The organism is Frankia sp. ACN1ag, from assembly GCF_001414035.1.
GTDB classification, from domain to species: domain Bacteria; phylum Actinomycetota; class Actinomycetes; order Frankiales; family Frankiaceae; genus Frankia; species Frankia torreyi.
The window spans coordinates 17,290-43,235 of record NZ_LJPA01000040.1 but is presented as its reverse complement, the minus strand read 5'-3'; the positions used below and the strand labels follow the sequence as shown (position 1 = coordinate 43,235).

19 protein-coding genes and 2 pseudogenes are annotated in these 25,946 nt (G+C 72.1%); 13 read left to right on the top strand and 8 right to left on the bottom strand.

The genetic code is table 11. The annotated features are described in order from the left end of the window. The first annotated feature begins 109 nt into the window (after nucleotides 1-109). The 6 genes and pseudogenes from UK82_RS26415 (at nucleotide 110) to UK82_RS26395 (ending at nucleotide 6,286) form a co-directional block, all read left to right on the top strand. The gene (locus UK82_RS26415; RefSeq protein ID WP_044887387.1) at nucleotides 110-1,696 is read left to right on the top strand and encodes a TerD family protein; all 1,587 of its coding nucleotides are present in this window, start codon (nucleotides 110-112) and stop codon (nucleotides 1,694-1,696) included. 61 nt (nucleotides 1,697-1,757) lie between these two features. Next, on the top strand, nucleotides 1,758-2,435 hold the full coding sequence (locus UK82_RS26410; protein WP_044887386.1) for an AIM24 family protein: 678 nt from the start codon (nucleotides 1,758-1,760) through the stop codon (nucleotides 2,433-2,435). Between the two features lie 113 nt (nucleotides 2,436-2,548). Then, nucleotides 2,549-3,187: pseudogene (locus UK82_RS40340) on the top strand (AIM24 family protein); the annotation flags it as partial. Between the two features lies 1 nt (nucleotide 3,188). Continuing rightward, a partial coding sequence (locus tag UK82_RS40335) for an AIM24 family protein (RefSeq protein ID WP_236706470.1) occupies nucleotides 3,189-3,718 on the top strand: 530 nt, incomplete at its 5' end. A gap of 454 nt (nucleotides 3,719-4,172) precedes the next feature. Beyond that, nucleotides 4,173-4,355 carry a hypothetical protein gene (locus UK82_RS33225; protein ID WP_128423376.1) on the top strand — a complete coding sequence of 61 codons (183 nt, stop codon included), beginning with the start codon at nucleotides 4,173-4,175 and terminating at the stop codon, nucleotides 4,353-4,355. Next, entirely contained in the window at nucleotides 4,355-6,286 is a 1,932-nt protein-coding gene (locus UK82_RS26395; protein WP_083507377.1) for an HEXXH motif domain-containing protein, read from the top strand. The genes UK82_RS33225 and UK82_RS26395 overlap by 1 nt, the downstream gene beginning before the upstream one ends. 44 nt (nucleotides 6,287-6,330) lie before the next feature. Here UK82_RS26395 and UK82_RS40330 read toward each other — a convergent pair. The 7 genes and pseudogenes from UK82_RS40330 to UK82_RS26375 form a co-directional block, all read right to left on the bottom strand. Beyond that, nucleotides 6,331-7,130 (bottom strand): annotated as a pseudogene (locus tag UK82_RS40330) (tetratricopeptide repeat protein); the annotation flags it as partial. Nucleotide 7,131: 1 nt separating this feature from the next. Beyond that, nucleotides 7,132-8,859, bottom strand: a 1,728-nt coding sequence (fxsT, locus tag UK82_RS40325) for an FxSxx-COOH system tetratricopeptide repeat protein (RefSeq protein WP_236706469.1), incomplete at its 3' end; no start/stop codon positions are given. 38 nt (nucleotides 8,860-8,897) lie between these two features. Beyond that, on the bottom strand, nucleotides 8,898-10,503 hold a 1,606-nt coding region (locus tag UK82_RS41900), incomplete at its 3' end, for an SAV_2336 N-terminal domain-related protein (RefSeq protein ID WP_304438070.1). After that, nucleotides 10,500-11,651 carry a hypothetical protein gene (locus UK82_RS33220; RefSeq protein ID WP_052681382.1) on the bottom strand — a complete coding sequence of 384 codons (1,152 nt, stop codon included), beginning with the start codon at nucleotides 11,649-11,651 and terminating at the stop codon, nucleotides 10,500-10,502. The genes UK82_RS33220 and UK82_RS41900, both read right to left, overlap by 4 nt. Beyond that, the gene (locus tag UK82_RS26385) at nucleotides 11,648-13,261 is read right to left on the bottom strand and encodes an effector-associated domain 2-containing protein (RefSeq protein WP_055409980.1); all 1,614 of its coding nucleotides are present in this window, start codon (nucleotides 13,259-13,261) and stop codon (nucleotides 11,648-11,650) included. Before UK82_RS26385 ends, UK82_RS33220 begins: the two co-directional genes overlap by 4 nt. Nucleotides 13,262-13,439: 178 nt before the next feature. Next, a complete protein-coding gene (locus UK82_RS26380; protein WP_128423375.1) occupies nucleotides 13,440-14,153 on the bottom strand; it encodes an effector-associated domain 2-containing protein in 714 nt (237 codons plus the stop codon). A 117-nt stretch (nucleotides 14,154-14,270) separates the two neighbouring features. Continuing rightward, on the bottom strand, nucleotides 14,271-15,158 hold the full coding sequence (locus UK82_RS26375) for a DMT family transporter (RefSeq protein WP_044887381.1): 888 nt from the start codon (nucleotides 15,156-15,158) through the stop codon (nucleotides 14,271-14,273). Between the two features lie 457 nt (nucleotides 15,159-15,615). On the opposite strand from UK82_RS26375, the gene UK82_RS33215 reads away from it, so the two are divergent. The 5 genes from UK82_RS33215 to UK82_RS26350 all read left to right on the top strand — a co-directional run bounded on the left by UK82_RS33215 (nucleotide 15,616) and on the right by UK82_RS26350 (nucleotide 18,985). After that, on the top strand, nucleotides 15,616-16,494 hold the full coding sequence (locus tag UK82_RS33215) for a hypothetical protein (protein WP_236706468.1): 879 nt from the start codon (nucleotides 15,616-15,618) through the stop codon (nucleotides 16,492-16,494). Between the two features lie 155 nt (nucleotides 16,495-16,649). After that, a complete protein-coding gene (locus UK82_RS26365) occupies nucleotides 16,650-17,321 on the top strand; it encodes a cyclase family protein (protein ID WP_044887399.1) in 672 nt (223 codons plus the stop codon). 177 nt (nucleotides 17,322-17,498) lie between these two features. Next, on the top strand, nucleotides 17,499-17,960 hold the full coding sequence (locus UK82_RS26360) for a flavodoxin family protein (RefSeq protein ID WP_044887398.1): 462 nt from the start codon (nucleotides 17,499-17,501) through the stop codon (nucleotides 17,958-17,960). Between the two features lie 206 nt (nucleotides 17,961-18,166). Continuing rightward, nucleotides 18,167-18,559, top strand: coding sequence for a nucleotidyltransferase domain-containing protein (locus UK82_RS26355; RefSeq protein WP_044887379.1), 393 nt, complete (start codon nucleotides 18,167-18,169; stop codon nucleotides 18,557-18,559). Between the two features lie 3 nt (nucleotides 18,560-18,562). Beyond that, nucleotides 18,563-18,985: a type VII toxin-antitoxin system HepT family RNase toxin gene (locus UK82_RS26350; protein ID WP_044887378.1), complete on the top strand. Its 423-nt coding sequence runs from the start codon at nucleotides 18,563-18,565 to the stop codon at nucleotides 18,983-18,985. 498 nt (nucleotides 18,986-19,483) lie between these two features. On the opposite strand, the gene UK82_RS26345 is transcribed toward UK82_RS26350, so the two are convergent. Beyond that, nucleotides 19,484-21,142 (bottom strand): CATRA conflict system CASPASE/TPR repeat-associated protein, encoded by a 1,659-nt coding sequence (locus UK82_RS26345; RefSeq protein ID WP_055409978.1) that lies wholly within the window; start codon nucleotides 21,140-21,142, stop codon nucleotides 19,484-19,486. Between the two features lie 96 nt (nucleotides 21,143-21,238). Between UK82_RS26345 and UK82_RS26340 the strand changes: the two genes are divergently transcribed. Together UK82_RS26340 and UK82_RS26335 are read left to right on the top strand one after the other, a co-directional pair. Further along, nucleotides 21,239-21,541, top strand: coding sequence for a CATRA system-associated protein (locus UK82_RS26340; RefSeq protein WP_044887377.1), 303 nt, complete (start codon nucleotides 21,239-21,241; stop codon nucleotides 21,539-21,541). Between the two features lie 153 nt (nucleotides 21,542-21,694). Then, the gene (locus UK82_RS26335; RefSeq protein ID WP_052681380.1) at nucleotides 21,695-25,864 is read left to right on the top strand and encodes a CHAT domain-containing protein; all 4,170 of its coding nucleotides are present in this window, start codon (nucleotides 21,695-21,697) and stop codon (nucleotides 25,862-25,864) included. Nucleotides 25,865-25,946: the final 82 nt, after the last annotated feature.

Sequence of the window (25,946 nt, the reverse complement as noted above, 5' to 3'; positions counted from 1 at the left end):
CTACCTTGCCCGCAGTCCGATTCGTGCGGATGCGGGCGCAGGTGGTGGGCCGGGCCGCCGGCCGCCCCGGCAGGCGCCGGGACGGCGGCAGGCGAGTGGAGGGAGCGCGTTGGTCACCCAGTTCAGCCGCGGGCAGAAGGCGCAGCTCTCGGCGGTCACCCAGAGCACCGATCTGTACGTCGGGATCCGGATCGACGCGCCGGGGGAGTGGGACGTCTCCTGCTTCGGCCTGGACGGCGACGACCGCCTCTCCGACGACCGGTACTTCGTCTTCTTCAACCAGCCCGCCTCGCCGGAGAAGTCCGTCGAGCTCCTCGGCCCGCAGTCCGGGGACAGCCAGGCGTTCCGGGTCAGCCTCGACCGGGTGCCCGCCTCGATCGGCCGGCTGTCGTTCTGCGCGGCGCTGGACGGCGCGGGCAGCGCCGCGGCGATCACGTCGGGCTACCTGCGCATCGTCGTCGGCGGCGCCGAGGTGCTGCGCTACTCCTTCACCGGCGCGGACTTCACCAGCGAACGCGCGGTGATGATCGGCGACATCTACCGCAAGGGCGTGTGGCGCGTCGCCGCGGTCGGCCAGGGCTTCCAGGGCGGCCTCGCCGAGCTCATCCGCTCCTACGGCGGCGAGGTCGCCGAGGAGGAGCCGCCCCCCGCCCCCGCCGCACCGGCGCCGCCGAGCTTCGCCGCCCCGCCGGCGGCCCCGCCCCGCCACGATCAGCGCAAGGCGCCCACCCCGCCGCCCGGCCCGCCGAGCCAGCCCGCGCCGGCCTACGGCGGCGGTCAGCCGGCTCCCGCCTACGGCGGCGGTCAGCCCGCCCCGGCCTATGGCGGTGGGCAGCCCGCCCCGGCGTACGGCGGCGGTCAGCCTCCCGCGCCAGGGTACGGCGGCCAGCCCGTGCCGGGTCAGCCGTTCCCGGCCGGCGGGCCGCCCCCCGGCGGCCCCGGGTTCGGCGGCGCGCCGGTGCCCGGCGGCATGCCCGGCGCCCAGCCGCCGGTGGGCGCCTTCGGTGGTCCCGAGCCGCTGCCGTCGCAGGTCCAGCCGACCCCGCCGGGGGCGATGAACAGCCTCGCCCCGTACCGGGAGGTGCCGACGGCCGGGCGCTGGACCCAGCAGAACGGCAAGCTGGTCAAGGTGACCCTCGGCCCGGACGCGCTGGCGCTGCGCGGGTCGATGGTCGCCTACCAGGGCAACGTCGAGTTCGACTACAAGGGCGGCGGGCTGCGCGGCCTCATCGAGGGCAAGCTGACCGGCCAGAGCCTCAAGCTCATGACCTGCAAGGGGTCAGGCGAGGTCTTCCTCGCCCAGGACGCCGCGGACCTGCACATCGTCGAGCTTGGCAGCTCGTCGCTGTGCATCAACGCGAAGAACCTGCTGGCGATGGACGCCACCGTCCGTACCGAGGTGCGCCGGATCGAAAGCGCCGGCATCCCCGGGGGCGGCCTGTTCCACTTCGAGGTCTCCGGGCCGGGCTCGGTGGTCGTCATGACCAAGGGGTCGCCGATGACCCTGCCCGTGCAGGGCCCGACGTTCGCGGACATGAACGCGCTGGTCGCGTGGACCACCGGCATGCGGGTCAGCGTTTCGACGCAGGTGCGGATCTCCCGGCAGATCTACGCGGGCAGCAGCGGGGAGGCCCTGGCCCTGCAGTTCATGGGCTTCGCCGGTCATTTCGTCGTCGTCCAGCCCTACGAGGTCTGAGCGTGGCGACGGTCGTGGGAGCGGGCCCGGCGGGTCGCCCGCCGGCGGGAGGGAGCGGGCCGTGCAGGGCAGCCTGATCGACCACTACGGGCCGACGCCCGTCTTCGAGCGGATGAGCAAGCACGGTTCCAAGATCGCCAAGGTGGTCATGAACCCCGGCCAGGACCTGTTCGCCCGGGTCGGTTCCATGATCGCTTATGAGGGGCTGATCGACTTCAACCCGCAGCCGCCGCAGCTCGGCCGGATCGCGTCGTCCTGGGCGACCGGCGAGGGCGTGCCCCTGATGACGGCGACCGGCCAGGGCCTGCTCTACCTCGCCGACTACGGCAAGGAGGTCATCGTCGCGCAGCTCGCCGGCGAGGGCCTCTCGGTCAACGGCAAGAACATCCTGGCCTTCGACGCCGCGCTGCAGTGGAACATCGAACGCGTCCGCGGCGTCACGATGCTGTCCGGGATGGGGATGTTCAACGTGGTGCTGCGCGGCCATGGCTGGGTCGCCCTGACCGCGAAGGGCAACCCGATCGTGCTCGACACCCGGGAGGCGCCGACGTTCGTCGACACCGACGCCCTCGTCGCCTACACCGACGGCCTGCGCGTCGAGCCCCGGCGCACGGCGCGTCTCGGCGGCCTGATCGGGCGCGGCTCCGGGGAGGCCTTCCAGCTCGGGTTCTCCGGGCAGGGCTTCGTCGTCGTCCAGCCGAGCGAGGACGAGCGGCCGACCATGTCGCTGCGGGGCTGACGCGACATGGGATCCGGTGACGGTATGCGGCTCCTGGACGGCGGGCGGTTCGTGGACGGGATGAACGGCGGCGGCACGCGCCGGGCGCGGCGGACGGCGGAGAGGACTGCGACATGACGCAGGGCGGGGCGTACGGCGGTCATCCGGGCGGTCCCGGCGGTGGCTATCCCGGCGGTCCGGGCGGCCCCGGCTACCCGCCTCCCGGCCCGGGCTATCCGGGTCCGGGTGGCGGCTACCCGCCGGGTCCCGGCGGTCCCGGTCAGGGCGGCTACCCGGGCGGTCCCGGCCAGGGATATCCCCCCGGTCAACCCGGCCCCGGCGGTTACCCGGGTGGTCCCGGTGCGCCCGGCGGCTATCCCGGCGGCCCCGGCGGTCAGGGCATGCCGCCTGGTGGTCCGGGTGGTCCGGGTGGTCCGGCCGGCGGGATCCGCAGCAGCCTGCTCGACAATCCCGAACGGCCCTCCGACGAGCCGTTCTCCCTGCAGAACAGCAAGATGCTGCGGGCGACGCTCGGCGCCCGCGGGATGCGTGAGTTCTACGCCCGCAAGGGCGCGATGGTCGCCTACCAGGGCGCCGCGAACTTCGACGCCCACTGGGAGGGCTGGGGAGGGCACTTCCGCAGCTTCTTCAGCGGCGGCGAGGGCCTGAACCTCATGCAGGTCTCCGGCTCCGGCTCGGTCTTCCTCGCCAACCAGGCGCAGGACATCCACATCCTCGACCTGGCCGGCGACGGGCTGACCGTCGACGGCAAGNACGTCCTCGCCTTCAACTCCGACCTGAACTGGGACCTGGTCCGGGTCGACAGCCAGGTCGGCATCGCCGGCGTCGGCTCCTACCAGGTGGAGCTGCGTGGCAACGGCAAGGTCGCGGTCTGCACGTCGGGCGCGCCGCTGGTCATGCACGTCACCCACCAGAACTACTACTTCGCCGACGCGGACGCCGTCGTCGGCTGGTCGACGAACCTGCAGGTGTCGATGCAGGCGGCGGTGACGTCCTCGGCGGTGTGGCGGCCGCGCGGCAACACCGGGGAGAGCTGGCAGATGCAGTTCAGCGGCGAGGGCTTCGTCATCGTGCAGCCCTGCGAGCTGCTGCCCCCGTACAACGCGCTGGCCGGCGCCGGCGCGGCCGGTCACTTCGGCCTCGGCCAGGGCGGCTTCGCCGGCAACCAGCTCGGCGGCCACCACGGCCAGGGCGGGGCGGGCGGGCCGGGCGGTGGCTTCGGCGGCGGCGGTTTCGGTGGTTTCGGTGGCGGCGGCATGGGCGGACTGTTCGGCAACCGCTGACCCCCGCGACCGGCCGCGTCAATGCCCGACGCCGCCAATCCTGACGGCGAGCGAATATGGCGGGAGTGAGCACGCCGAACCAGGCGTGGAAAGATGCGGGTCTGATCCAGGCGTACGTTCACGGGAAACCACTGCCGCGGAGCGGAGCATTTCGACGGCCCTTCCCGGTAAGACCCGCGGATTCGAGTTCGGTAAGGCTCCGCCGCCCTTCGTTCCGTCGTCACGTTCGGTCGGTGGCAGCGCCAGGAGCGCGCTCGGTCGGGACGGCCCGAGTCCGCTGGCCCGGGTGCGACCCGTGGCCCGGATCCGCTGCGCCAGCGGCCATGACGGTGCCCTGTCGCCCGCGGATGTGCAACACTTCCTGTGCGACTTCCTTTTCTTTCCCGGGAGCGGAACCGCGGCCCGCGGCTCCGGCCGTTCCCGGGAAGGAATCGTCAGGAGGGAACGGGGCGCCATGGCTGACGCTGCAATCGAAGGAGAGCTCGCCGACGTGCGCGGGATCGGGCTCGACCGGCTCCGCGACAGCCCGGACGGCAGGCTCCGCGCGGGCGTACAAAGGCTGCTCCACACCATCGACGTGCCCGCGGGGCGGATTGAAAACGGTAGCGGCGGCGCTAATCCGCGTCGGCGCGTCTGATGCCGTCCACTCCGGCGGCCGCGACCGTGTCGGGCATCGGCATCCACCGGCTGGCGGCGCGTGATGTCGACGCCCTCGCCCTCGGCGTGATCGACGCCGAGGTCGTCGAGAGGCTCCTCGAGACCGAGATCAGCTTCCGTCGGCTCGCGCTGCGCGCGATTCTCGACGCCCTACGGGAGCAGCCGGCAGCGACGGACCCACTGGCGCCCGTGGACCAGGCGTGGGACCTCCTCGTCGAGGTGGAACAGCGCGATCCGGCGGCGGTCCGCGCGGTGATCGACCGGCCCTTCGCGGGGGCATGGGCCACTCGGCTGCTCCGCCGGTTACGTGGGCGACTCCACCACGACGTGCCCCTGTGGGTGGAGGTCGGTTACCTGCATGCCATGGCCGCCGCCGCCGCAGTCCGAGCCGGCGAACCGGTCGAGCTCGCGGTGCCGGCCCACCGTGGCGTCGTGCACCTGCCCTCGCTTGGCCACGCCCGCCTGCCGTTCTGGGAGATCTGGGAGACCGCGGTGGTGCGGGGCACCGGCGGCGACGCCGAGGTGATCGGATCCGCCGGCCGGGTCCGAGTGGACCGCGGTGACGGCGGCGGCGCGCCGACGCGCGACGTCGCGGTCTGGCATCCCACCCGGGCGGCCCGAGCCGTCGGCGTCGTCATCGAGGACGCCGACCCCTACCGCCTGGTGGACCGGGTCGTCCCGCCGGTGCGGCTCGCCGACGCCGACGTCGCCCGCTGGGAGGGGCGCCTGGCCGGGGCGTGGCAGGTGCTGCGGGACGGGCACCCCCAGCTTGCGGCGGGAGTCGACGCGGCCGTCTCGGCCGTCGTCCCGCTGCCCGTGGCGCAGCGTTTCCGCTCGTTCAGCGCCACGTCGGGCGACGCGGTCGGCAGCGTCGAGCTCACCGAACCGCCGGACCCGGTCGACGGCGCCGCGACCCTGGCGCACGAGTTCCGGCACACCGTGCTCAGCGCGGTCCTGCACCTGTGCGACCTCATCGACCCGCAGGCCCCGCCCGTCCTGCGGTACGCGCCGTGGCGTGACGACCCGCGCCCGCCGCACGGGGTGCTCCACGGCATCTACGCGTTCTTCGGCGTCACGGAGTTCTGGCGCCGGCAGCGCCGGCTGGCGGTCGGGGCGGACGCGATGCTGGCCCACTTCGAGTTCGCGCTGTGGCGCGGTGAGGTTCTCGACACGGCGACCGAGATGCTGCGCACCGGTCCGCTGACCGCGCTGGGCCGGCGGTTCGTCACCGGGATCCGCACGACCGTGCAGGGCTGGCTGCCGGAACCGGTCCCCGTCGAGACGCGGCGCCTGGCCGAGCTGGCGACGGCGGACAGCCGCGCACTGTGGCGCATCCACCACCTTGAACCGGACTCGGCCGCCGTCGAGCGTCTCGCCGCGGCCTGGGCGGCCGGCGCCGCCGCCCCGCCGGCCGCGGTCCCCGCCCGCCTCGTGCCCGATCCGGGGGCACGCGCCCTGGATACAAGGGCGTCCCTGGCCCGGCTGTGGCTGGCGGATCGGGACGCGTTCCGCCGGACCGAGCGGGCCGGGCCGGGCCGGGAGTACCGCGGTGCGAGCGCGGCGGACTGCGCCCTCGTGGCGGGCGACCGGGCCCGTGCCCGGCAGGGCTACGCGGCGGACGTGCAACGGGACGGCGACGACCGCCGCGCCCTCGTCGGGCTCGGACTCGCGATCGGCGACGGCGAGCCGGCGGGGTGGACCCTGCTGCGGCGACCCGAGCTGGTCCGCGCCGTGGCGGCCGCGGCGGTCGACCGGGGTGGCGAGGCGCCGGACCCGTCCGCACTCGCCGCCTGGCTGCTTCCCGCGTCCGTCCAGCCGGACGAGCCGGACGCTTCGGGCCAGCCGGACGTCTCGGGCCAGCGGCTCGCGCGGGACGACGCCGCGGCGGCCGCTCGCCTCATCCGGGAGTAGCGGGCAGACCGCGGGGCCTGGCGGGCCTGCTCACAGCGGGCCTGCTACATCGGCATGGGGTCGACGTCGCAGTCCAGACGGATCCCGGCGACGACCTGGCGGGTCGCCGGATGGTCGTGGCCCAGCACCCGGTCCAACCGGGTCAGCGTCGCGGCCTGCAGCTCCAGGGCCTCCTCCTTGCGCTCCAGGGCGCGCAGGTCCATCGCGAGGTTCGCGGCCACCGCCAACGTCGTCGGGTGCGCCTCGCCGAGCACCTCGGTCGAGGTCGCGAGCGTCACCTGGTCACGCGCGTGCGCCTCCTCGAACCGTCCGACCGCATACAGGTCGCTGGCGAGGTTCGCGGCGCAGGCGAGGGTCGAGGGATGCCGGTCGCCGAGCCGCTCGACGAAGGCCGCCAACGTCCGCTCGTCCCGGTCGAGCGCGACATCCGACTGGCCGGACAGCCGGTCGATGATCGCGAGATTGATCCAGGTCGCGAGGGTGTGCGGGTGCATCTCACCGATCTTCGTCGCGTACCGCTGCTGGGTCCGGACGCAGATCTTGCGGGCCTCGTGGAGCTGGCCGGCATGGCGCAGGTCGATGGACAGGCTCAGGGCGGCGGCCAGCGACGCGGGGTGTTCGCCACCGTAGCGGTGGAAGAACCGTTCCTCGACGTCGCGGGACAGCGCGAGCGCCTTGTCGTGGTCGCCGGCCTTGCGGTGCGCCACCGCCAGGTTCCGCCCGGCGTGCAGCCGGGCCGGATGGTTCTCCGAATCCTTGAACAGGTGCCGGTAGCGCGCGTCGATGTTCTCCTGGGTGGCCCGAGCGCCGAGGTAGTCGCCGAGTTCCCGGCGGTCGAGGGTCANCCCGGTGAAGGTGTTCAGACTGCGGTCGTGGTTCTCGCCGTAGAGCTGGATCGAGCGTTGCCAGGTGTCCTCGGCCAGTTCGGCCGACTCGGCGAAGCGTCCCAGCAGCCGGAGGCTCACGGCGACGTTGTGGGCGGCGTCCAGGGTCTGCGGGTCGTCGGCGCCGAAGGCCTGGCGGGCCCGCCGGTAGGCGTCCTCGGCGACGTCGTAGGCGGCGGCGAAGTCGCCGCGCCAGCGCAGGTCGGCCGCGACATTGCCCATGAGCACGATGGTCAGCTCGCCGTCGGGCCCGTTGACCTGGGTCGACAGCTCGAAGGTTCGTCGGTTGACCTCGGCGGCCTCGGCGTAGCGGCCGATCACGACGAGGCCCCAGCCGGAGCGCAGCGCCATCTGCAGGGTGTAGGGGTCGTCCTCGCCGAAGCTCGCCTGCCACTCGGCGTGCACGCCGCGAGCGAGGTCGTTGCTCACCTGGTGGTCTCCCCAGGTCCACAGGTAGTCGACCTCGTTGAGCAGGAGCTGGCGGACGCGGGGGTCCGCGGAACGTTCGGCGAGCGAGGCGATCATGTGCGGGTACAGGTCGGCGTAGGTGGGCCACAGGCCCGGGTTGAACGGATCGTTGGGGTCGCTCGCGGCGAGCAGGACGTGGGCTCCGTGGCGCATCGTCCGCTGCTGGTCCGGGGTCATCCGGCCGATCAGGACGGCCTGGACCAGCCGGTGCATGACGATGGAGTTGTCCCGGTGGTTGATTCTGGCCAGGGCATACCGGTTGATGTCGCGGATTGCCTGGCCGAGTTTGACCGGGTCGCGCAGGGCCTCGTCGAGCGCTGGCGAGATCGTCTCGTTGTGGGCTCGGGAGAGGAGCTGGCGGGAGATCGGTTCCGGCGCGAAGAACGCGCATACCTGGAGGAGTTCGAGGGCGGCGGGATTGCTCTCCGCGAGCCGATCCAGCGACACGTTCCAGGCCGCCGTGACCGGGCGCGGGTAGTCCGCCGGCGCGGTGCTCAGCAGCTCGGTCAGTTTGTCCTCCAACAGCCGCAGGTATTCCTGAGCGGACATCCCGGTCTCCGCCCGCCAGGTCGCCGCCTGCTCGACCGCGAGCGGCAGGTCCCCGAGAGCAGATGCAACCTGGTCTGCGCCGTCGTCGTCCAGTGGACCACCTCGGCTGCGCAGCAGCGCGACGCTCTCCTCGCGCCGGAAGACAGCCACTTCGAGGGGATGGCTGACGTTCGCCCAGCCCGGATTGCGGGAGGTGACGAGAACCCGACCGGTCGGACTCGCCGGAAAGTACTCCCGCACCGCCTGCGGGTCGTCGGCATTGTCGAAAACCAGCAGCCAGCGCTCGTAGGGATGACCGATCCGCAGCGCTTCCACGACCTGGCGGACGGCGACGTTGGCCTCGGTGCCGACGTCCAGCCCGAGCCGGGCGCCCAACTCGATGAGAGCGCTGCTGATCTGGACCGTCCGTTCCGCGGGAATCCACCAGATGATGTCGAAGTCCGAAAGATGGCGATAAATGTATTCGGTCGCGAGCTGGGACTTTCCGACGCCGCCCATTCCGTGCAGCGTCTCGGGCAGGACCGAGGTCGTGCCTTCGAGGAGTCGGGCGTCCAGCATGGTGAGCAGGTCGACGCGCCCGGTGAAGTGCGGATTCCGCGGCGGCACATTTCCCCAGACACGAGGGAGCTGACCCGCGGCCAGCGCCGGTCGTAGGGCGGTGCCCACAGTCACGGTGGGTCCTCCTCGTGTGGTGTTCGCCTCGGCGCCGNCAGCTCCCATCGAGCCGTCACCCGCGCTGGACCTCGGCCGACTCGTTCCAGCGATACTACTCATCGTAAGGGAATCTTCGCTCTCAGTGTCAGGTGTCCGTGGTGGCCTTGGCTCTCCGGCCGGAGCTCCCGTGCTGCGCGGCGGCCGTGCGCTGGGGGTTCGGTCGAGGGGCGCGGCTGCGTCCCACACCGGCGCGGGCGTGTCCGCCTCGCCGGGTGGACGGACGGGCGGCTGGTCGGAGGGCGTGGCCATGGGCATGCCGAGTGGCTCCGTCCCCGCGTTGTCCGCGTCGGATCCGACCGCCCGGCGAATCCGCTCGACGTCGCTCCTGCTCACCTGCGCGCGAAGCTTCGAGCGGATTTCCGGAATGATATCGAATGTTGTCGACAACGAATCGATCACAAGTAAACCGAAGGCAAAAATCTCGGACAAATCCCGGCGGCTGGCGCCTGCGATGCCGGCGACCGTGCGCAGGCTTCGGCGGCTTAGGGGCTGGATCGCCAGGAGTCCCGCAAGCTTTCTTGATGTCGGCGTGGCAAGCGCGAAGAAATCCTCGAGTCGCTCGTCCGGCGGCGACGACTCGATCCCGTATTCAGGTGGAAAGCGGCGGTCGGACCCGGCGACGACGGCGACTGTCTCGAACCACGTCGGTTCCGCCGCAGCGACAAAGCGGGCCCAGTAGCCGATCCACTCCGCGTCCAGCTCCAGGACCGGGACGGCGCGCGCCGTCCGCGCGGATCCGGCGACGCTGCCCGCCGCAGCAGCCCTGTCGCCCTCGACGCCCTCGACGCCGTGGTCGGGATCGTCGCCGGCCTGGTCGAGCAGGCCGCCCTGGTAGGTCCAGGAGCGCACCCGTCCCGTCCCGAACCCGCTGCCGTGCAGCCGAACCCGCTCGGCGTCCAGGTCAGTGTGGTCCCAGGTGCGCGAGGCGAGGACGTCGATCACCGCGACCGGTCCAGCGTCGGCCCACTCGGCGAGCACCTGCGCCATGCGGCCGGAACGCCACGCCTCGCCCAGGCCGTCGGTGAGCAGCCAGATGACGCGCCGCCCGGTGCGCTCCGTCAGCTGGGACGGTGGCCGTGTGGTCGAGCTGGCAGGTCCGCCGCGCAGACGCAGGGCACCGTCGTGACGGTCGTCGGGAACGAGGTAAGCGACGATAACGTCACGGAACGCGAGCTGGCGCTCCAGGATCTGGATGATGCCGGGGAGGGCATCCCCCCAGGCCGCGAAGAACGTCGGATTCGCGTCGACGACGAGGGCGAGTTCCCACCGCGGCGGGGCCGATCCCTTGACCGTGACCTGCCCCATGCGGCTCTGCAGCAGGTCGCGTGCGGTCCGCTGCGTATCGAGCGGGCGGGACTGCGGAGCCGGGACCTGATCGACGAGCGGGTGCAGTGCCCGGGCGAGGGCTCGCTCGTCGCGAATCGCCGGCGCCAGGTCGATGTGGACGGGCCCGGGCAGGTAACGGACGCGGCTCGGCTTGTCGGGCTGATCGCCGGCGGTAAGTCCGTCGGTGCCGTCGTCGTCGGCGTGACCGTTGTCGGCGTGACCGTTGTCGGCGTGACCGTTGTCGGCGTGACCGTTGTCGGCGTGACGTCGGGTCACGGCAGGCCCGCCGAGGGATCGTCAGCCGCGCCGCCCCAGACGGCGTCGAGGGCGAGTCCCGTGCTGTCGTCGTCCAGGACGCCGGCCGCTGCCAGGTGGAGGGCGTCGAGGAGCTGGTCGATCGTCAGCTCGGCACCCGCGCTGCGGCGTTTGTCGAAGCGTGCGATCAGGGCGGCCACGCCGGGAACGGCCCCATACCGGGATTCCGCCACTGTCTGCAGCCTCGTGCGGGATGGCGCGGGCATCCGGAGGTGGACGCAGCGGCCGTGGAAGGTCGGCGAGAAATCCCGTTCGCCGCTGCTCGTGATCACGACGACCGGCGGTTCCGCGCACTGGATGATCCCAGCATCGAGGAGCGCGTGGGCGCCTGGATCGTCCACAGCCACGGGGAGCGGCCCGGTGGTGGGTGGCAGCCTGGCCAGCTCTGGCACGACGGCACGGCCCTCGTCGAGCACGTCGAGAACGTCGTCGGGCAGGTCGTAGCCGCTGCGGTCGAGTCGGTCGATGAGCAGCACCCGGGGGCGAGTGCGGCCAAGCAGCGCGGTGCCCAACGGGCCGAGCCTGACGTACCGGTGAACCGGGAGCGAGTCCGGCGGCCTGCGCTCGGCGTCGTGGCCGAGCAGGTCGGCGAGATGGCCCTTGACGGACCTGCGCGTGCCGGGGGGCGCGCCCGGCTCCACCACGGGCTGATCGGCCCGCAGCTGGATCGCGGCGCTCGCCAGGCCAAGCGCATCGAAGTCGTGGACGCCGTCGCGCAGCGTCGTATGACGGTTCACCGACCAGCGCAGGACCCGCCCCAGGCGCAGTTCCCGGGCGATCAGGTGGGCCAGCCCCGCCTGCCCGGAGCCTGGCGCAGCGGTGACGAGGATCGGTCGTCGCAGCAGCAGCGCGACGTTGACGGCCGAGACCTGGGCGGGCGTGAGCAGCATGGCCGACACCTCCCCGCGCAGACGCGAGATCTCCTCGTCGTCCTCTGGTGGCGGTGGACCGTCGACCACGGGGCCGGCGAACCGCCGCCAAGGAGGGGCCGGCGGCCACTGGAGGTCGGCGTCGGGGGGCTCGCCGGTGCCGTGGAACAGCCACCAGCGTCGGGCGCCCGGTCCCTCGGCGTCCGGCTCCAGCATGATTCTCCCGTCGTCGAAGCTCACGCGGGCCCCTCCGGTTGTGTCCCGGCCGAGGGCGTCGCCTGCCCGAGTTGCGTCGGGCGCCGCGGTAGCCGTGCCGATCCGGCGATCGCTCGCCAGGCGGCGCGGCGCGGGTCGTCCCACAGCAGAATCGCGGTGCGTCGCGCCGCCGCCTGCGCATCGCAGGCGGTCGGGCCGGGCGCGTGGCGGTCACCGCGTGGTTCCAGTCGGGTGAGGTTTTCCCGCCGGAACCGCTGGGGCAGGCGGAACGGATCGCCATGGGCGAGCAGCTCGAGCAGCGGCCTGTCGGTGTGGGGCCGGTCGGGGTCGTCGACCTGCCACGCCGCGACCGCGAGGCCCGCGCTCAGCGCCTCGGCGAGCTGCCGCTGCGCCGGCGAGCCCTGCGTCGGTGGCCCGCTGAGTGTCACCGCGGCGATCCGCTCGTCCTTGGCCAGCCCATGTCGCCCGACGCGCGCGGCGTCCGCCACCACCATCCCACTCGGGTCGGGGGCGGTGAGCGCGGCCCAGCGCTGCAGCCACAGGAAGCGCGAGCCACGTCGGTGCAGGCGTTCGAAGCTGCGCACGACGACTGGGTGGTCCTCGACCAGCAGGCGCGGCGTTCCGTGGATCTGCCGGCGCCAGCTGGTGACGGGCAGGTCCATGTAGGCGAACGGCAGGAAGATCTCCACGACCAGCTCGGCGGACTCACCCGTGGGTATCTCCGCGCCGAGGATCTCCTCCGCGTCTTCGACGACCGCGGCCGCGATCTGTTCGAACAGCTCCGGCCGGGCCGGCCGCGCCCCACCCTGGTGCGGCGTCGCTGCGTCGGCCCAGTGCAGCCACCACGACGCGAGATGATCCTCGGACCTGGGCCCGACTGGCTGGAACTGCAGCGAGACGATCCCCGTGCGCCGCCGCGGCACCGGGGCCGCGGCGAGCTGGGCCAGCTGCATCTGGTGGGTCAGGTCGCGCCGGTGCGCCTCGCCGCGTAGCCACGCCTCGACCCGGACGAACGTGCCCGGGGCGAGCACGTCGGCGCACCGGATGAGGAACACCGCATGCTGCGGGAGTCGGGCGGGTTCTGGATGACGGTTCGCAACCCAGAGGAACAGCTGCCACGCCGTGGTGCAGTGGCGTGGTGGCTGGGCCGGGTGGCAGGCATGGCGGAAGGCATGGGCGACCCGCTGCGCCGGCAACGCGCTGAGCTCCCGCCGCAGGAGATCCCACAGCTCGCCGGCCCCCTCGGCGACCTCCGCCGCCCCCTGTTCGGCGAGAATGTGCGCCAGCCGGTGCGCGACGGCGGAGTCGGGCCGCAGGTCGGACACGGCGTCCACGAGGATCTCGGCTCCGTTGTCCAGCTCGACGCAGCTTTCGACGAAACGGAAGCACCAGTCCCGGGCGACATCGAACTGGGGGACGAACAGCCGCCTGCCGGCGCGCCGTTCGAAGCGCCTGACCAGCAGATCTCGGGTGGCGGGGCTGAGTAGATCGGCGGTGCTCTCCAGGCAGCCGACAATCTCCAGGACAAGGTCGGACTCCAGGACGGGGTCGGACTCCAGGACAGAGTCGGACTCCAGGACAGGGTCGGACCGCCATGCGTCGTGTCGTGGCGACGACGGATCGCGGTTGGTCACGATTCCCCCGACGGATCCCAACGCGCTTGACGGCCGGCGGGCTCTGTTACTCAGCACACCGAATCTGGTGTTTAGCGTAACCTGCCCGATGGCCGGCGCGGAGGAGGTCGTCGGACCCCGACTGGATGCCGTAGGTCCAGCCGACGGAGCGGGCGGAGTCGTCATGACCGGCCGCTGGCTATCGGGGCCGGCCCGCAGCGAAGACGTCGTTCGCGGGGAAGCGGAAGGCAGCCGCCGCGAGCACTCGCCGCCGGCCATCGCGAAGCAGCCCGTGGCCGAGAAGCGCCGACACTTCCGCCCAGAACGTCGCGGCGTCGATGTCCGACGGTGGGATCCGCTCCGCCGGCACCCCGGCGTCGACCAGGAACCGCCGTGCGCCCCCACCCTGGCCGAACGCCGAGGCGAGTTCCCGGATCTCGACCGGGCGCAGCGGCTGTGGTGGCCCGTCGACCTCCGCCGCCGCGCGTCCTGACGGCGGGTCCGCCGGTGGGGATGCCGTCACCCGCGGCATCGCGGCCCCGTGGTCCTCGGCCCACCTCTCGCCGACGCCCTCATCGGCGGCCGCGACAAGGCGGGCGACCACCGCGGCCACCCGCGAATCCGGTTGCAGATCGTTGACGGCCCGGCCCAGCGCGGCGAGCCCGCCGGACTCCTCGCCGAGCCGGTACACGAGGGCGGCGAACCACTGGTAGCGCACATCGTGCTCGACGAGATGCAGCCGGTGGCCCGGCCCGAGGTGGTGGGCGATGCGGTCCTGCAGCAGCCGCCGGGCCGACTCGCGACCGAAACCGGGCTCCCCGTCGAGAACGTCCACCAGGTCGGTGAGGACTGCGTCGTAGGCGGCCGCGTCGCCGCGCGATTCCGGCTGCACCTCGCTCCTTGCCAGGGGCATGCGGAAGCCTCCGCCCCGAACGGCGCCGGTCGCCGCGATCGGTCTCAATACCCTGAGTGTCCGCCTGGCGCCGAGATGACGCAATATGCGACAGGAAGAACCCGTCCACCGGGTCCGTCAGGGCGCGCGGTGTCGGGGCCGGGGCAGCGCACTGGGCCGCGACAGCAGGAACACCCCGCCCACGACCAGCACGGCGGAGACCGCGACGCCCGCGATGACCCCGGACCCCCTCGGAGCGGGGACCCCGAACACCAGGACGCCGAGCGCGTAGGCGGCGGTCGGGTTGGTGATGTTCATGGCGGTGACCGCCGCGGTCAGCGGACCGACCGCGTAGGCCATTTGACCTAGACACAGGCTCGTCAGTGTCACCCCGCAGAGGGCATAAGCGAACCAGTGCGTCACTGTCGTGTCGAACCCGTTGTCGAGGGTTTCGTCGGTCGCCTGCTTGAGCAGCAGCGCGCTGAGCGCGAAGAACAATCCGGCGGCGACGCCGAACAGCGCCGCCCGTGCCGCCGGCCGCCGCCCGCGCGATGCGATGACCAACGCCGCGGCCAGCGCGGCGATGGCGATGATCGCCAACACGAGGCGTTCCTGGTCGAGCGGCGGGCGGGTGGGTAGCCGATCCTGCACGCCGAGCAGCAGCGCGAGCCCGGCGCAGATCGCCGCGATGGCCCACCAGGCCGTGCGGGCCATCCGCAGGCGGGTGCCCACCAGGCCGAGGGGGAGCGCGAACAGTAGCTGGGTGACCATGAGCGGCTGCACCTCGGCGAGCGATCCGAGATGCAGCGCCAGGGCCTGGGTGAGGAAGCCGGCCAGGTTCGTCAGCCAGCCCACCAGCCATAACGGCTCGCGGACGAGGTCGAGCAGGTGTCCGAACCCGGGCACGGCCAGGTCGTGGTCGTCGCGGGCCGCGAACCGGCTGCGGCCCGCGGCGCGCTGCTGGAGAGCGGCCGACGACGCCAACAGGAACGCGGCGAGCAGCGCGAGCGGGATGAAGAGCGGCACGGGCGGTGCGGGCGATCAGTGGGTGCGGCCCTGGCCGGCGGCGGCCGGCGCGGGGCGGTGCGGCGGTCGCGTCGCGGTCACGCTGCCGTCGCGGGCGCCTGCGCCCAGACCGCGGCTGAGCCCGGGACCGACCGACCGAGGATGATCATCCGGGCCGGGCGCGTTGGAGTCGATGGCCCGTAATGTACCGGTCCAGCCTGGTCCGGACCTGCGGCCATGGCACCGATCGAGCGGCCTTACCACCCGAACCGGCTACCTCGCTGCGTGTCATCGATATGGGCCCCGTCCGGGCTGGTCACCCGTACGTTGTCACTTGCCCGCGCATGACAGGAATGCGGGACTGATCGGGCCTTCCCGCCCTTGATTTCCAGGCAGGGGGGCGGGCCCGCGGTGACCTGTTCGGGGGGGAAGGACGGCGATGCTGACGCCGGTGCTGATTCTGGGGGGACTAGTACTCGTGCTCGCGGCGGCGGTGGGTCTGACCCGCCACACGCCCGACCCCGAGACGTTCCCACCCGACCGAGATCCATACGAGCAGTGGGCGACGTCGACCGTCGACGTCGACGCCTGGGGACCGCTGCCCGAGCGGACCCGCAAGGACGCCGGTGCCGACCACCCCGACACCGACGAGCCCGCCGCCGCACCTACTGCCACTCCCACCTGCACGCCCACTCCCACGTTCACGCCCACTCCCACGCCCACGTTCACGGCCATTCCGCGACCCCGTCCGGCCGAGCCGCCGGCCGCCACCGTTCCGCCCGCCACCGTTCCGCCCGCCACCGTCTCGGCGGGGCCGGCGGCGGCTGTGGTCGCCGCGGAGGACCTCGCGACCGCCGGAACCCGGAGGGCATCCGCGGTGCCGGCTGGCGCCGCCGCATCCGGGGACGACGCGGTGGCGAGCGAGCCGAGCACCCCCACCCCGGACGAGGGCGTGCCCGCCCCGACGGCCGACGACGCCCCCGACGATGCCCCCGGCGACGCCGGGCGGGAGGACCCGGCCGCCGAACCCGAAAGAACCCCCGCGCCGAGGACCGTGCCCCCGTCCTCTCGGCCGGCGACGCCCCCGCAGCTCCCGCTGCCACGGACTCCGCCGGCCGCGCCAGCGCCGCGCCATCCGTCGGCTCCGGCGGGATGGCCGCGGCATCCGTCGCCGTCCGCTCCGCCTCCACGGCTTCCGGCAGAGTCCACGCCGCCGGGCGCCGTCCCGAGGCGGGTTCCGGCCCAGCGGTCACCCCTCGCGCGTCGGCCGCCATGCCCCCGGCCGACGCTCGTCCCGCGCGGGCGCTCGTCGCCCGCCGGCCCGCCGCCCGCGCCGGTGACCGGCACCGACGGCTGACCGCTGGGCACCCCCCGGCGCGGGCGGGCGGACCGGGTCGCTCCCGCGACCCCACCGCCGCCCGCGCCGGGCAGGGACGGTTCGCCGGCTGCGCCGAGCATGGTCCCGGTAGCGTGGCGGCACCGCAACCGTGCCGTGGACGCAAGGAGCGCGCCATGCCCGTCGGGGACCGCCGCATCGTCGACCTGTCCCATCCCATCGTCGACGGCATGGTGACCTATCCGGGCCTGCCCGGTCCGCGGATCTCCACGTGGACCAGCCGGGCCGCCTCGGGGGAGCGGCTCGCGCCCGGGGTGTCGTTCCACATCGCCGCCATCGACCTCGTCGCGAACACCGGGACCTACCTCGACGCCCCGTTCCACTTCCACGCCGACGGTCCGGACGTCGCGGCGCTCGACCTGGCGCGGCTGGTCGACGTGCCGGCCGTGGTGGTCCGCGCGGGCGGGGCACGGGCCGTCGGCGCCGAGCGGTTGCCGGTCGCCGCCGAGCTCGCCGGGCGGGCTGTGCTCGTCCACACGGGCCATGCCCGGCACTGGGGGAGCGAGGCGTACTTCGGCCCGGCGCCGCATCTGACCCGGGCGGCCGTCGAGGCCCTCCTCGCCGCCGGGGCGCTGCTGGTCGGCATCGACTCGCTGAACATCGACGACGTCGATGACCTGGCCCGTCCCGCCCATCAGGGTCTGCTCGGCGCCGGCATCCCGATCGTCGAGCACCTCACCGCCCTGGACGAGCTGCCCGACGGCGAGCCGGTCCGCCTCACCGTGCTGCCCGCGCCCGTCCGCGGCATGGGCACCTTCCCCGTGCGCGCCGTCGCCGTCGTCGGCTGACCGCGCTTCAGGCGCCGCCCGGGCGGCCTCCCGGCGAGCCGGTCGGAAGTGTCGGGAATCATCGACGTGTCGGGATCAGGTGCGGCGTTCGACGGGAACTGGACGACCGGGCGGCCGGTGGCCGAGGGCCCCCGCCCGGTGCGGCCGGCCGCCGCCGTTCCGACGGCACCCGGGAGGATGGCGTGCATGACGACGTTGCTGGTCGTGCACCACACCCCGTCGCCGACGATGCAGGCCATGCTGGAGGCTGTGCTCTCCGGGGCCCGGGACGACGCGATCGAGGGCGTCGACGTCGTCGTCAGGCCGGCGCTGAGCGCGACGGTGATGGAGGTGCTCGCCGCCGACGGGTACCTGCTCGGCACCCCAGCGAACATCGGTTACATGAGCGGCGCGCTCAAGCACTTCTTCGACCAGATCTACTACCCGTGCCTCGACGCGACCATCGGCCATCCGTACGCGCTCTACGTACACGGCAACTCCGACACGACCGGCGCGGTCCGCGGCGTCGAGACGATCACCACCGGCCTGAAGTGGAAGCGCCTGCGCGACCCACTGTCGATCATCGGCGAGCTCGACCCCGCCGCCCGCGAGTCCTGCCGAGAACTCGGCGGGACCATGGCTGCGAGCCTGATGCCATAGCTCGCGGACCTCACCACCCGTTCACGGCGAGAGGTTTAGCAAGTCCTCGACACATGGATGCCGAGCCGGCCGGCTGCTGGGGCCGCCCTGCCATGGCGGCCTGATCTCGTGCACACGTAGTCCGCTGGCCCGAGACCTCTGTGCGGGCCGGCGACGCGGGCGGAAGCCGAGTGCCGCGCGGCCGTTGCGTCTGGGATGATCGGGGCATGGACGAGACGCTCGCTACCATCGCGACGCGCGACGCTGTCGCCGTGCTGCGGCAGGCGGGCGCGCAGTTCGCCTATCTGCACGGCAGCCGCGCCGTCGGGTGCCAGCGGGCGGACTCGGACATCGATATCGCCGCCTTCTTCGGCGGCCCGCGGCCTCCGAGCGCCTTCGACATACTCCTGCCGCCCGGCGTCGACCTCCTCGTCCTTGACAGCGCGCCGCTCGAGCTCGCCGGCAGGGTCGCGGCCGGCGGGCGGCTGCTCTTCGAGGACGACCGGGCCGCGCGGGTGCGCTGGGAGGCGATGACCAGAAAGATTTACTTCGACGAACTTCCGCGGATCACTCGGGCGCACCGCGAGTTCGCCGCGGCTGTTCTGGACCGGAACGCGTAGCCGGTGGTCGACGAAGTCCGGGTGCTACGCCTCCTGCGCGCGGTCACCGACGATCTGTCTGTGCTCCGCCGCGAGTCGGGCGCCGACGACGAGCGCCGTGCGGACCCGATCTGGCTGCGCGGGGTGAAGTACACCTTTGTGACAGCGATCGAGGCCTGTGTCGACGTCGCGCAGCACATCTGCGCGGCGCAGGGCTGGGGACCGCCGGCGGACAACGGTGACGCGATCCGTCTGCTCGGCGACCATGGAGCGCTGGCCGCAACGCTCGCACTGACGCTCCGCAAGTCCGTCGGTTTCCGAAACGTCCTCGTCCACGACTACATCGCGGTCAACGATGAGATCGTCGTTGCTCGACTGGATGCCCTCGACGACCTTGACGAATTCGTCCGGCAGATAGCGGTGTACGTGTCTGCCGCGGGGGCGTAGCCGGGGCCCGTGGGTAGTCGCGCCCGACCTGGACGATTGCCACGCGGCCCGTGCCGGCGAACCTCGTGCGACACGTGGCGTGACCGTATGACGCATGCGACTTTTCGCAAGTTCCGCGACCAGATCTACTGCCCGGTCCTCGAAGCCACCGTCGGCCGCCGGTATGCCTTGTACGTCCACGGCGGAAGCGACATCAGCCTGTCCGTGGCGTCGGGACCATCACGACCGGCCTGAAGTGGAACGCCTGCGTGACCCTGTATCCGTTAAGGTGACAAACAATTGTTGGCCCGGGAAGCCGTACGCGGTCTATGGCTGATCGGCCCTCCTTCGGGGCCGGCGGCAGAAAGAGCGCCGCGTATGCCCACTCCGCGTCCGACCTGTCCGGAGGATAGCGGCGAGATCTCCCATTGTCCGCCTGTGACAAACCCGTCCCGGCGCGATCATTCCATCGCGCCGCGAAAATCGCGAGCAGGTCATTGCCGGCACGCGCGATCAAGATCAGGTTAGGCGCCTTACGTTCCGAACGGGGTCGTAGTCAGGAGTGGTCGAGGCTTTCTGGGACTCTTCAAGTGCGATTTTCAGGCCGTTGGCGCGAGCGAGGTTCCGTAAGGTCGGGTTGTAAGGGTAGAGGGCGAGTGCGGCGGCGAGCAGGCGCCGGTATGGGTTGAAAATGACTCCGTTGTCGAACTCGGCGAAAATTTGACTCCACCCGACTATTGGCGCCACGGATTCCAAGCCGACTCGTCTTTCTCTGGGTAAACCCACCTGGTGGAGCAGGTGGCCCGCGTGATTTTCGGTTGGGAAGAGGCTGGCCACGGTATCCAGTAAGGCCGCGCGGTCTGGGGCGGTGAGGTCGATGTCCGTGGATACCGGCCATGCCTCGCTGGCGGGAATAGGTGGAACCGTCGGCGAATATGTCCACTTCGGATGTTCCGGTGGGGCTGGCGGCGTGGGCGGCACTGATGTCGGGACGATGTCGCCGATCGCCGCGCGGGCCCGGTCAACGGTGGTTTCGACCGAGAAGAGATCATCGTCAAGTTGGCGAGCGAACCAGGTGGCCAGGGCGTCGTCGTCGGCATAAAGGCGATGGTGGTCCGCATCGGCCCGATCGCGGGCGCTCGCCGGGATCTGGTCGGCCAAGGCGGCCATGTTCGCGGCACTGGCCTCCACGGACCGTCGCATCTGGCGCAGTGCCGTGGCGGTGCCGGCCAGGTGCACGATCTCGGCCCGCAGCAACGCCACGGCGCGGTCAAGCGCGGTCTGGTTCGAGTCGAGCAGAGCTCCAGAGTGTGCCGCGGAGTTGAAGGGAACGGGTCTGGCGGCCAACAGTGAGCTTTCATCGAGCAGGGCGGTGACCGTGGCGAGCGCGGACTCGGTGTCTCGGCGGGCCGCCCGCACCGGCGCCCCCGCCGCCCAGACGCGCAGGTGGTAGCGGAGCTTCGCCGCCTGCATCAGGTACCGCGCGAGCGGTGTGATCACCATGCCCTCGGCGGGCCCGCCCCGGCTCCAGGCCCAGGAACTGAGCTCGGCGGCGTGGTCGGCCGGGGCCAGGGCCACGATGCGCCGGGTGAGGCGGTCGTCCGGACCGGTGTCCGCGTCCCAGGCGATGAAGCCGCCCGCCGTCGACACACCCCGTCCATCGAAATCGGCGGCTGCCGGGGCTGGCAGCAGCGCGCGGCAGGCCGCACTGAGATCGGCTCCTGCTTCGGTCCGTTCCAGTCCTGACGCCGGGAACAGTGCGAGGTAGAGTTCGGCCGTGCCCAGCAGCCCGTCGGGGAGCGGCTCGCTGATGCTCGCCCAGTCGCTGCGCAGCCGTGCCCAGGTCAGATCGCTGCCGTGGCGCGGCGCCAGGGACACCGACAGGCACAGCACGTCATGCACCCGCCGTAGCAGAACCTGATGCACCCCGTCGCCCTCGCGGCGTGCGGCGGCGATGGGGGTGAAGACCGCGGTCTCATCCGGCTCGCTGTGCGCCGGCGGATCCGGTGGGACCCCCAAGGCCGGAATGGGGCTGGTCATGCCGAGTTCGACCTGGCAGCGTGACCAGAGACCGCGCAGGTACGTGTAAAGTTCGACAGCCCGCGGGCTTGACGTGGGCGCGTACAGATGCGCGACGAACTCGTGAGCGGTCAACGTCTCGGCACTGTGCTGGGACATGTCCCTCCGCACGATCTGGACTGCCTCCGATCCGGATGCCCCTGATCAGGACTCCCGAGATACCAGCATAATCGTGCGCATGGCGAGGGACAGCGGGTGCATTTCGGTGGCGGCATGATCGACGAGCAGATTCGGGAGGAGGCTCTGGACGTCCTGCACAGTGCCCTGGACTGGGAGACAACTCCGGGCATCTGGAGTCGTGTCTCTCGCACTCTCCAGTCGCTTCAGTTGGCTGTGGACGCCGAGGACTCGGGCGCGGTCAAGGAGTTGACGCGGGTGCTGGAAGACCTTCGGCTCGACTCCGGCCGTGGCAACGACGCGGGTAAGGATTCGGGGACGAAGGCAACGGGCGTCGTTCGCGAACGGCTGACCGACACCATTCACAAACTCGGCAAATAGNCCGGATTAGCCGTGTTTGGGCGCTGGTGGACGTCCGTAGTCGGGATCGCGCGCCGCAAGGAGGACCCAGCCGCGGTCGGCGTGTGGCGGGCACACGGCCGAAGAGCGCGCGGTCCAGGTCCACAGCCGGAGAGTTCCGGGGATGAGGCCGACGTGACGCAGTGGACCCGTGCCGCCGTGGCGATCCTGCAGGAACCTGCCGCGATGGCGGACTCCGAGCAGGTGAATCACGCGGTTCGGCTGTTACGCGACGCGGTCGAGATGACGTCCGAGTCGAGTCCTGACCTGGCCGGACGGCTTTCGAACCTGGCGGGGGCACTCCATCAGCGTCACAACCGTTGGGGTGGCGAGGCGGATCTGGACGAGTCGGTGGCGTTCGGCCGGCGTGCGCTGGCGGTGACCACCGCGGATGACCCGCACCTCGCCATCCACGCGAGCAACCTCGCCGCCGCACTCACCACCCGCTACGAGCTGCGTCACGATCTCGACGACCTCGTGGCGGCGATCACGGAGGGCCGGCGGATTCTCGACGTCACCGAACCGGTCGACCCCAGACTGCCGGGCCGGCTGTCGAACATGTGCAGCGCGCTGCGACAGCACTGGGAGAGGACGGGCAGCCGGACCAGCCTCAACGAGGCGATCACCATCGGTCAACGCGGCGCATCACTGGCGGCGGCCGGGCACCCGCAGCGCGCGGCGGTACTGTCCAACCTCAGTACCGCGCGGCAGCAGCGCCACGGTGCCACCGGAAACCTCGACGATCTCCTCGCGGCCGTCGAGGCCGGCGAGGAGTGCGTCGCCCTGACCGCGGCGTTGACCGAGGACGACGGCAACGCCGCCGGGCGGCTGTCGAACGTGGCTTCGATGTTGTCCGACCTGTATGAACGCACCGGCGAGTTGGCCCATCTCGAACGGGCGCTGAACCTGGCCGCGCGGGCGGCCACGCTGCCCTCCGCGAGTCGCAATCCCGTGGCGCTGCTGGCGTGTCTCGCCGGCTGCCTGATACTGCGCTTCGAGGCGACCGGCGACCCCACCGACCTCACCTTCGGCATCGAAGCCGCGCGGGGAGCTCTCGCCGCTGCCCCGAAAGGGCATCCGGCCAGGTCAGGAGCTCTGCTTGCGCTGTCAAACGCGCTGCAAACACAGGCGGAGGCTACCGACTCGGCGGATGGCTTCGACGAAGCTACCGCGCTGGTGGCGGAGGCGATAGACGCCCTGCCGCCGGGGCATCCGCACCTGGGGCTGCTGCACAACGGTCTCGGCGTCGCGCTGCGGCTGCGCTTTGACCGCCAAGGGCATCCAGAGGATGTGGAGCGGGCGGTGTGCGCCAGCCAGACGGCGGTAGATCTCCTGCGGGTGACCCGGGCTGGCGCCTCCACCGCGAGTGCCCTGGCCAACCTGAGCGCGTCCCTCCAGGCCCGGTACGAGTATGGCGGCCAGGAGTCGGATCTGGAGCGGGGCGCGGAATGCGCCCGTGAGGCCGTGATGATGACCTCTCGCGGTGACCTGGCATATCCCCGTCTTGTGTCGGCTCTGGTCAGCGCGATCCGGCTCCAGGTCGAGACCTCTGGCGATTCCGGGCTGTCGGACGAGATGGTTGGCTACGCGCGCGATGCCGTCGACGCCACTCCGCGGCCCGGCGAGCTCCGTGCGTCCCGGCTGGTCAACCTGTCGGTGGTGGCACGGGCCCGCGCGGAACGCCGTGCCGCACTGACCGACGTCAACGACGCGGTGCGGTGGGCCAGTGAGGCCCGCGACCTGCTCGTCCCGGGGCGCCCGCTGCGTTCGGAGGCGAGTTCCGCCCTTGGCCTGGCGCTGGCGACCCGATACGAGCTGACCGGCCGGACGGCGGACCTCGATGAGGCCGCGCGCCAGTTGGGAGCCGCCGTCGACGAGAGCCCGACTTGGCGTGCGGACCGGGCCCGGCATCTGTCCAACCACGGAGGGGTCCTGCACACCCGGTTCGAGCTGACCGGGGCGGCGGTTGATCTCGACGCGGCGGTGGAGGTGCTGGAGGCCTCGGTGGATGCCACGGCCGCCAGCGACACCCGGCGGGCGGGTCGGCTGGCGAATCTCTCCGGAGCCCTGCGCGCCCGCTACCTCATCGGCGCTCGTCGCGCCGACGCCGACGCCGCCGTCGCGTCGGCGCGGGCCGCACTCACAGCCATCCCGGCCCACCACGTCGATCGCGCTTCCTATCTGACCAAACTCAGCCTGGCGTTGACCGCCTCACTCGGCGGCGCGACCGACCAGCCAGCAGACAGCGTCCCCTATTCGGGGCGCACCGGGCTGCGCGCCGAGGCGCGGGCGGAGGCGGCCGTTCTCCGGGAGGCGCGAGAACTGGTCGGCGAGGCCGTGCAGGTCACGTCGCCGGCCAGCCCGTCCTACCTCGGACGCCTGTCCAACGAGGCGGGCCTGCTGCTCCAGCTGTTCGAACGTACAGGGGCGATGGCTGATCTGGACGAATCCCTCGCCCTCGTCGAACGCGCGGTGGAGCTGACTCCACCCGGCCATCCCGACCTGGCGGTGTACCTGTCCAACCTGGGGCGGGCGCGATACGCCCGGTTCGTGAGGACCGGCGAACAGGCCGATCAGGCGGCGGCGCAGACGGCCTACGCCACCGCGGCCCGGCTGGACACGGCGACCCCGACGGCCCGAGCGGGTGCCGCTCGCGCCTGGGCGATCGGCGCGGCTGAGATGTCCGACTGGTCGACGGCCACGCAGGCCGGTGAACTGGCGATCGAGATGCTGTCGCGCACAGTGGGACGTGGGCTGACTCGGCCGGACCAGCAACGGCGGCTCACGTCGGTACAGGGACTGGGATCCCTGGTCGCGGCCTGCGCCCTGGCCGACGGCATGCCCGAGCGGGCCGTGGAGCTGCTGGATCAGGCCCGGGGCGTTCTGCTCGGGCGGATCGGCGAACTGCGAACGGACGTAGGGCAGCTCGCACAGACCAATCCGGACCTGGCCGGGCGGATCGAGGCGGTACGCCGTGCGCTCGACGCGCCCACCGACGACCTGGCGCGTGAGGCCGGCGCGCCCCGCCGGCTCCATGTGGACGACGCTCAGCTTCAGCAACATCGACGTGACCTTGCCGCTCAGTTCGAAGCCCTGCTGGCTGAGGCCCGTCAGCTGCCCGGCTACGCCCGCTTCCTGCTCCCGCCGGACCTCAGCCAGATGCGTGACGCTGCCGGGGCCGGCCCGGTCGTCATCATCAACCCGCACCGCATCCGCTGCGACGCGCTCGTACTGACCCGAGCGGGCGTCCACCAGGTGAGGCTGGCGCACCTGTCCGCGGCCACCGCCGGCGACCAGGTGCTGGCGCTGACGGCTGCCGTCGCGACGGCCACTGATTCCACCGTGGATCTCAATCTGCGCACCGCGGCGGAGGAGCGGATCAACGCGGTGCTGCGGTGGCTGTGGGACAGCATCGCGGAACCGGTTCTCTCGTTGCTGGACCAGCGCCGGGTCTGGGACCAGTACGGCGGCGTACGACGTCTGTGGTGGTGCCCGACCGGGGTGCTGGCGTTCCTGCCGCTGCACGCCGCCGGTCACCAGATCGCCGACCCGGCGACGGACGCCGTTGGCGGGCAGCCCCGGACCGTGCTGGACCGAGTCGTCTCCAGCTACACGCCGACCATCCGCGCACTGCTGGATTCCCGCCGGCCGCCAAATGGGGCGGTCGGCTCGGCGGCTTCCGGGTCGTGGGCGCCCGAGATCACCGCGGTAGCCCTACCGAAAACACCGGAACGCAAGCCCCTGCCCAACGCGACTCGGGAAGCGTCCATGATCGCCGAGGCATTTCCCGGCCGCGTTCAGACCCTGACCGGTCCGCAGGCGTCGCGGGAACGTGTTCTGGCCGCGATGGTCGCCCGGCCCTGGATCCATCTGGCGTGTCACGGAGTGACGGACATCGACGAGCCGTCAAACAGCGCGCTCCTCGTCTACGACCACCAACATCAGCCGCTGACGGTGGCCGACATCGTCCGGCGACGGGTTGACGTCAGTGGCCTGGCGTACCTGTCGGCATGTGGCACCGCCGAGCCCAGCGTCCGGCTGCTCGACGAGTCGATCCATCTCGCCTCGGCCTTCCAAGCCGCGGGCTACCGCCATGTGATCGCCACCCTGTGGACGGTGTGGGATCTCGCGGCGCTGCGGGTCGCCCGCTCGGTGTACCGCCAGTTGCGAGACGCCGAGGCGGATTCGGCCCTAGGCCCTGCCGCCGCCTCGGCGCAGGCGCTGTACGACGCCACCCTCGCCGCCCGCGCCCGAGATCCCGACCGACCGTCCGCCTGGGCATCCTTCGTCCACTACGGTCCGTAGCGCTCACTGGGTGTCCGGAGGCCCGGCTGCGTGCGCATCCCGGCATCACCACGACAGAAAGCCTGGTCGACACTCGGTGTGA

Coding starts and splice junctions, on each gene's coding strand:
- UK82_RS26345 (WP_055409978.1), bottom strand. CDS start 21,142: ATGTCCCAGCACAGTGCCGAGACGTTGACCGCTCACGAGTTCGTCGCG.
- UK82_RS26380 (WP_128423375.1), bottom strand. CDS start 14,153: ATGCCCCTGGCAAGGAGCGAGGTGCAGCCGGAATCGCGCGGCGACGCG.
- UK82_RS33225 (WP_128423376.1), top strand. CDS start 4,173: ATGGCTGACGCTGCAATCGAAGGAGAGCTCGCCGACGTGCGCGGGATC.
- UK82_RS26365 (WP_044887399.1), top strand. CDS start 16,650: ATGCCCGTCGGGGACCGCCGCATCGTCGACCTGTCCCATCCCATCGTC.
- UK82_RS26360 (WP_044887398.1), top strand. CDS start 17,499: ATGGCGTGCATGACGACGTTGCTGGTCGTGCACCACACCCCGTCGCCG.
- UK82_RS26395 (WP_083507377.1), top strand. CDS start 4,355: ATGCCGTCCACTCCGGCGGCCGCGACCGTGTCGGGCATCGGCATCCAC.
- UK82_RS26355 (WP_044887379.1), top strand. CDS start 18,167: ATGGACGAGACGCTCGCTACCATCGCGACGCGCGACGCTGTCGCCGTG.